Source organism: Gracilibacillus saliphilus (assembly GCF_010994085.1).
GTDB classification, from domain to species: Bacteria; Bacillota; Bacilli; order Bacillales; family Amphibacillaceae; genus Gracilibacillus; species Gracilibacillus lacisalsi.
Window position 1 is genome coordinate 1 of sequence record NZ_WJEB01000060.1, and the last position, 6,481, is coordinate 6,481.

Annotated in this window: 7 protein-coding genes; all 7 read right to left on the bottom strand. The window is 35.8% G+C overall.

All coding sequences use genetic code 11. The features are described from left to right. Window positions 1-730: 730 nt before the first annotated feature. Entirely contained in the window at window positions 731-1,897 is a 1,167-nt protein-coding gene (locus GHT08_RS21690; protein WP_163583471.1) for a nucleotide sugar dehydrogenase, read from the bottom strand. Window positions 1,898-1,912: 15 nt separating this feature from the next. Further along, window positions 1,913-2,641, bottom strand: coding sequence for a nucleotidyltransferase family protein (locus tag GHT08_RS21695; protein ID WP_163583472.1), 729 nt, complete (start codon window positions 2,639-2,641; stop codon window positions 1,913-1,915). Window positions 2,642-2,664: 23 nt separating this feature from the next. Continuing rightward, on the bottom strand, window positions 2,665-3,873 hold the full coding sequence (locus GHT08_RS21700; RefSeq protein WP_163583473.1) for a GHMP family kinase ATP-binding protein: 1,209 nt from the start codon (window positions 3,871-3,873) through the stop codon (window positions 2,665-2,667). A 418-nt stretch (window positions 3,874-4,291) separates the two neighbouring features. Beyond that, window positions 4,292-4,753: a YrhA family protein gene (locus GHT08_RS21705; protein ID WP_163583474.1), complete on the bottom strand. Its 462-nt coding sequence runs from the start codon at window positions 4,751-4,753 to the stop codon at window positions 4,292-4,294. 211 nt (window positions 4,754-4,964) lie between these two features. Then, entirely contained in the window at window positions 4,965-5,396 is a 432-nt protein-coding gene (locus tag GHT08_RS22330; protein ID WP_238343649.1) for a hypothetical protein, read from the bottom strand. A gap of 123 nt (window positions 5,397-5,519) precedes the next feature. Continuing rightward, window positions 5,520-5,822 (bottom strand): contact-dependent growth inhibition system immunity protein, encoded by a 303-nt coding sequence (locus GHT08_RS21715; protein WP_163583475.1) that lies wholly within the window; start codon window positions 5,820-5,822, stop codon window positions 5,520-5,522. A gap of 19 nt (window positions 5,823-5,841) precedes the next feature. Then, window positions 5,842-6,481, bottom strand: a 640-nt coding sequence (locus GHT08_RS21720) for an RNase A-like domain-containing protein (RefSeq protein ID WP_337747951.1), incomplete at its 5' end; no start/stop codon positions are given.

Genomic DNA, 6,481 nt, shown 5'->3' on the forward strand with positions numbered 1-6,481 from the left:
CACTGTCTACTTGACAGGGTGCAGTTCAGTTCCTCCCCTGCGCATTTTTATTATTTTTTCCAAATAAGTACCAATTTCAAGTTTCGGTACACCTAATTTGGTACTTAAAACCGTTTTTAGTACCAAATTGAATTTTGATAGAAGAAAATGGTACTAAAGCTACTTTAAGTACCAAAGACATGATATGAGGAGGCTTTTTTGGTACTTATTTTAAATATGGATAGGTAATTACGTTATTTTTTTCTAACCAATAATAAATAACGTAATTCAATTGGTTAAGTGTTAGGAAATCTTTTTTTCACTCCTTCTATCTAGTATTATCTGCTACAACCAAGGAGCCAAATCAAATGGTTCGCCAGTATATCCGAAATAGGTTAGTTATCTTTTTTTAATTGTTCTTTTCTTTTTTTTATATGAGTAACAAGCTCTTTTTCAATTTGGTCCAATTTCTCTATTGATTTTACATCTTGATATATATATCTTATAGTCTTTTTTATAGACTTCGGCAAGTTATTGAATAATTTCAATAGTGCTACACTCCTGTTTCAATATGAATGTTATTTTGTCTGTCAAGATTTATTTCATTTTAACCTAAGTAATTTATTCAAGCAAATTACATACCATCAATTGAAAAAAGATCACACCTTTCACAATAAGTGAGTGGTTTGTGATCTTTTCTTAACTAACATCAGTTTTTTAACTCAATATATTTTCTAATTAAATTCGCTAATCAATCCCGACTAAACAAATCCCGCGTATAAACCTTCTCACTTACGTCTTTCAAATCATCCGTTAATCGATTAGCCACAATAACATCGGAAACCTCTTTAAACTCAGCAAAATCCTTCACAACGCGTGAACCGTCAAATTCTGCTTCTTCCAATACTGGTTCATAAATAACAAGCTCCACGCCTTTTGCTCTAATCCGCTTCATTACACCTTGGATGGCAGACTGTCTGAAGTTATCAGAATTAGTCTTCATCGTTAAACGATAGATACCAACAACTTCCGGATTCTTCGCCAGAATGCTATCGGCAACATGATCTTTACGTGTACTGTTCGCATCTACAATAGCTTTCATCAGGTTGTTTGGTACATCTTGATAGTTCGCAAGCAATTGTTTGGTATCCTTCGGCAAGCAGTAACCACCATAACCAAAGGAAGGGTTATTATAGTGATCACCAATACGTGGATCAAACCCTATTCCTTCCACAATCTGCTTCGTATTCAAGCCACGAATTTCTGCATAAGTATCCAACTCATTGAAAAAGGATACACGCATCGCTAAATACGTATTCGCAAATAACTTAATGGCCTCTGCCTCAGTTGAGTCCGTAAAAAGAATATCAATATCCTCTTTAATAGCACCCTCAGCTAACAAATTCGCAAATACTTTGGCACGTTCTGATCTTTCCCCTACCACAATTCGTGATGGATACAAGTTATCATATAATGCTTGTCCTTCACGTAAAAATTCAGGAGAGAAAATAATATTGTCTGTATTATATCTCTCACGCACTTCCAATGTATATCCAACTGGAATCGTTGATTTAATCACCATGACAGCATCTGGATTAATGTCTAATACAGTCTCAATTACATTTTCTACTGTGCTTGTATCAAAATAATTACGATCTGGATCATAGTTCGTTGGTGTAGAAATAATCACATAATCCGCATTTTCATATGCTTTATGTCCATCTGTAGTAGCCAACAAATTCAAATCTTTCGTTTCTAAATAGGTTTGGATCTCTTCATCAACAATTGGCGATTTCTTATTGTTAATCATATCGACTTTCTCTTCCATAATGTCCAAGGCTACTACTTCATTATGCTGTGCTAATAAAACAGCATTCGATAATCCGACATAGCCTGTCCCCGCTACTGTTATTTTCATTTTCTCTTTTCACCTCTAAAATAATTCTTGTACTTTATGATAACTTTCTATCGTTCCAATATCATATCGTAAGCCTTCAAATGTAAAGGCATATACTGGCTTCTGATGAATTAACCAGGGGATAAAGTTCCCCGGTGCATCCGGGTTATTCCCTTCTGCTAAATATTGCTTAAACAAAGGTAATGTCTCTGCCTTATATAAATAAAAAGGTGGTACAGCTAAATTTGATTTTGGTTCTTGTGGTTTCTCTTCAAATGAAGTAACCAATCCTTCTGCATTTACTTCGACAATACCAGTTCGTTTCATTTCCTCAGGGTCATCTAACTCATGAGCCGTAATACTATCTGCATTCACCTCTTGATAAAAGTGAACAAAATCGACTAATTCAAAATCAAAGAGATTATCACCAGCTAGTACCATGATGTCCTCGTCAATCTCATGCTGATCCAATACATACTGGATATCAGCAATCGCTCCTAATCGATTATCATTGGTTGTCGTATGATCATTGACGACGATTATCTGCTTATTGCCTTGATAGCTTGCAACCCAGTCTTGAAAACTTGGCGTAAATTTCTCATTGGTAACAATATATACTTCGTCAATGGAATTGACTTTTTCGACCTTCTCGGTAATATGATTCAAGATCGGTTTCCCTGCAACTTCTAATAAAGGTTTCGCTTTATTCTTCGTTAAGGGATATAACCTTGTCGCATAGCCAGCTGCTAGGATTATACATTTCATCTTTTTCCCTCCATGCTAACATCCTATTTTAAAATAGTTCCGATATCCTCTGCACCTACAAGACGAGCTCCATTGTTGGTTTTACAAAAATGAACTTTGTATACGTCTTTGTATGCTGGATGTTGGTTTGGATAAACAGCATCAATGTTTGCTTTGATTTGTTCTTTGTATGCTGGGTCAATCAATCCAATACAACAACCTCGATATCCTGCCCCGCTAAAACGGGCTCCATATACACCCTCTGTCTCTTTCAACACTTGATAAATAGTGACCAACTCTGGACAGCCTGACTCATATTGATAAATCGAGCTCTCTCCAGATTCAAACATTAGTTTACCAAACTGGACAAGATCTCCTTGTTCCCATGCTTCAATCCCACTACGTACACGCTCCTGTTCGGTAAAAAAGTGATCAAGCCGCTTACGGAATTTGCCTGGAACTTGGTCACGATACCTGCGATAATGCTCTTCTGAGATATTTCGAAGTTTCACATCTTGTAAGGCAGTTCGCTTGAGACCTGCTAATTCTTCTACAATCCAGCCTGCAACTTTGCATTCGTCTACTCGGTTGTTGTAGTCTGTGCTAATTAGTGCTTGTGTCACACCTGAGTATACTACTACTACTTCAAATTCCGGCATAGAATTAGCTTTATCTACTAATTGATGTTCTTCTGTTTGGCAATCCATCACAAGTAAATGATTATCCTTGCTTAAGATGTTCGCTGACTGATCAAGAATACCATTTTTTAATCCGATAAATTCCGTTTCGACCCAGTGACTATAAGAAATCAAATCTTTCTTAGTGTAATCGAGTTGATTAGCTTCACTTAGGGCCATTAAATAGGCAGTTGTTACTGCAGCAGAGGAACTTAGACCGCCTATCGGTAATTTTCCACTAATCACTGCTTGGAATCCATATCGAAGTTTACGGTCTTGCTGTAACGACAATACGGCTCCACGAATATAATTCCCCCAAAAGCCAGGTAACATCTCCGGAACTCGATCTATATGAAAATATTCTTCATCTGGGAAATCCATGCTACTAACTCGAATGTAACCATCATCTGAAGGAGCAAAAACCATTTCGACATACGCATCCAATGCCATACCTGTGACAATACCATCTTGGTGATCCACATGAGCACCTAGTGGACAAATACGCAATGGTGATTGGATTAATCGTACTTGCTGTTCTCCATATAATTGTGTAAATGTATCAACAAGTTTTTGCATATTAGCTACTCCATTCACAATGTTGATCTCGCATACTAAATTATAACAAATAAATAACTCTATTTCTTGAAATAACCCACTTTTATTTATCTTTGTTTATAAAAACTATCAAAGAAATAATTTCTTCAATCCACATGCAGGAATCCATGGGTTATCATATGCGGTTAATAATAGTATTAATTGGCACTAGGTATTCACCCAAAAAAAGGATACCTTGAGAGGCATTTAACCTATCAAGGTATCTTTTTAAAATAACATTTTGTCTCGATATCATTGGGTCCAACTAATTCACTGCCTATATTTGCTACTCTTAATCAGTGATAGGATAGAGTTCTTCAAATTTGTTATGGTTTCAGACATCTAAGTTCCCTCAACAAATCTTTTGAAATCGCAAAAAATAACATACTAAAAGATCTCATTACAAAAGAACTGTTTCAAATGCATCACTTAACATGGAATCAAAATTTTCAAATGACTGAATGACTGTTCCAGAGGGCTTATCGAGTTCTACATATACACTGTCTTTTACATCATAGCAATACCATGCTGTATCAGAATCTCCGAAAAATATATATTGTTTTTGCCAATGATTTTCATACCAAAGTTCATTTGTCTCAATAAAACCATAAATCTCTTGGTCAACTTCCCTATCAAGTAAAGCTTTATCAACACCGTAGATTACTAGCCCATTAAAGTCTAGGCCATTGATTTTCTTTAAAAATTCAATATATGAATCAGGTAAAGTAATGTTTCCTAGTTTATCCGGAATATTACTATTCATTCTTATAACTTCTGTAGCTGATGCTGGATGTCTTAGTGAACCACCGTATTTCACTTCTATCTTTTCTATTTCTATCAACAAGTCTTTCCACTGGGGCATATTACTCTTCCCTTCTTTTTTAAGGTTTTGGTTGGTAAACATCTTCCTTAAACAAAGGCCAATTTATTGTTTTACTTTCATTTGGAGCTAATCCTCGTGTTAGAAAGTTTTGTTCATTGGTAACTGTTTTATGATAAGGGTCATTTTTTATTAGGATTAAGTTACTGAAATCATTTGTACCGCCATCATCTAATGGTAAATTGTGATGTACTTACCATCCTTTAGGGTTAAGTCCATCTTTCATCCTTGCAATGTCATCTTCACCTACACCTGCATTTCTAAGATGCTTAACTCTTAAAGGATCATTAGCGAATTCTTTAAGGAAGTTCTTCTTAATAGATCTGTTAAATTCCTTTCTTAGCTTAGCTGTTTCTTCAGGAAGTCTTTTAGTGTAAATAGTTTCTTCTACTCTTACACCTTTTAAATGAATTTTCTCTCCTTTTAGAGTTCCTATAAATAAACTATCATTTGCACTATTCTTCTGTGCACCAATCCTACCAAACCCATCCCCACTCCGTCCAACATCCCCAACATTATCCCCAAACCGATAAATCTGCTCATCTACTAATCTCACATTGTCTGCACCATTCAGCCCATTCATCGCTGGCTGCATCGTTTGCGGAAATAGATTAAAATGGTACAACCATCATGAACTCTCGATTCTTAAACTAATCAATTGCTATTTGTCCAACTCAAATCCCCTCAGTAAAACATTGAAAAAACCTTGAAAGGCTTTTAGCCAATCAAGGTTTTCTTCATTATAATTCTATTTTGTTTTAACAGCCTCTTTTAATTGTTCAATTACTTCATAGAGCCACTGAATTGGTTCTAAACTAAAAGCGGGAAAATACACACCGTCTGCACAAGATTGAATGTATTCATTCTTTTCAATATCTGTATACTCACTTCGAATAAAATCCGTTAAAAAGGTAATAGCAAATTCCAAATACTCTTTACTTTCCTCTGCTATTAATTCCTCTAATGCTTTTTCTGGTGAATCAATATCTTGATGAAAAGTACCAGCCAAAAATTGAAAAACAGGTTCTTTTAGTTTGTTGGAAGACAATATAACATCTCACCCTTCAGTATTAATTTGGATAACCAGTTAAAATATAATTTCCATCTCGATCCTTTTTCAAAACAATTCTAGCATTTGTCATATTTTTAATAGTTGTAGAACCTCTTTTTACACCCCGTCCAATGACTTCAGTTCCTTCATAAGTCAAAACTAAAGTTGACTTACTTTGAGGATTACTTAGCCAAGACTCAATTGCTTTTTTGTTATCTATATCACTTAAGACCTTACTAGCAACTTTCTCAGCAACAGCTCTATCTTTAAAAGTGGAAGAACCATTAATTCTAGGATTATTTTTAATTCTTTCTAATAATTCATCATCAGATTTTCCCACATGTCTTTCAATCAAATGCCCACCCTTTGCCTCATGTGTAGCTAAACCACCACCAGGGGCAAGAAAGCTTTTATCTCCCTGCTTAACGTTATCTATACCTTTACTACCAATCCTACCAAACCCATCCCCACTCCGTCCAACATCCCCAACATTATCCCCAAACCGATAAATCTGCTCATCTACTAATCTCACATTCCCCGCACCATTCATCGCCGGCTGCATGGTCTGCGGAAAAGGATTAAAACGGTTCAGTCTGTTCGCAAACTCTTGGACTGCTCTTAGCTGCTCCGCGGATAGTTCTTTCACTTGTTGTTTCGTG